At 47.6% G+C, this 340-nt stretch carries 1 protein-coding gene; it reads right to left on the bottom strand.

Annotated elements, in window-relative coordinates:
* On the bottom strand, nucleotides 1-300 hold a 300-nt coding region (locus tag Xhom_RS25460), incomplete at its 3' end, for a lysis system i-spanin subunit Rz (protein WP_211287922.1).
* Nucleotides 301-340 lie beyond the last annotated feature (40 nt).

Genomic DNA, 340 nt, shown 5'->3' with positions numbered 1-340 from the left:
TTCACGCACGGGGCACTCGGCTTTGACGAACACGCGCTGAGTGTTAGTGCGCAAATCGTCACTGAGCTGATCAATCTTAGATTTAGCATTGGCAAGTACCTTAAGACGTTTAGCATCCTGTTCATGCAGGATATCAATGTGCGTGTTCTGGTCGTTGATACGGTCAGTCAGTTGCTGGATTTCATCGGACTGAGAGTCGTTGGTGATTTTCTGTTTCACATACTCAGAACGGTAATAATAGGCCACCGCTGTCATCCCTATCAGAGCCATGATCGTGTAGTGGGTTGCGCTGAGTTTCATGACAAAAACATCTGTTGCTCAGATGCCCTGCGCTTAGTCA

Source organism: Xenorhabdus hominickii, from assembly GCF_002632725.1.
Classification (GTDB): Bacteria; Pseudomonadota; Gammaproteobacteria; order Enterobacterales; family Enterobacteriaceae; genus Xenorhabdus; species Xenorhabdus hominickii.
Note: the sequence above shows the minus strand (reverse complement) of the source record. Positions and strands in the feature narration are given on the sequence as shown.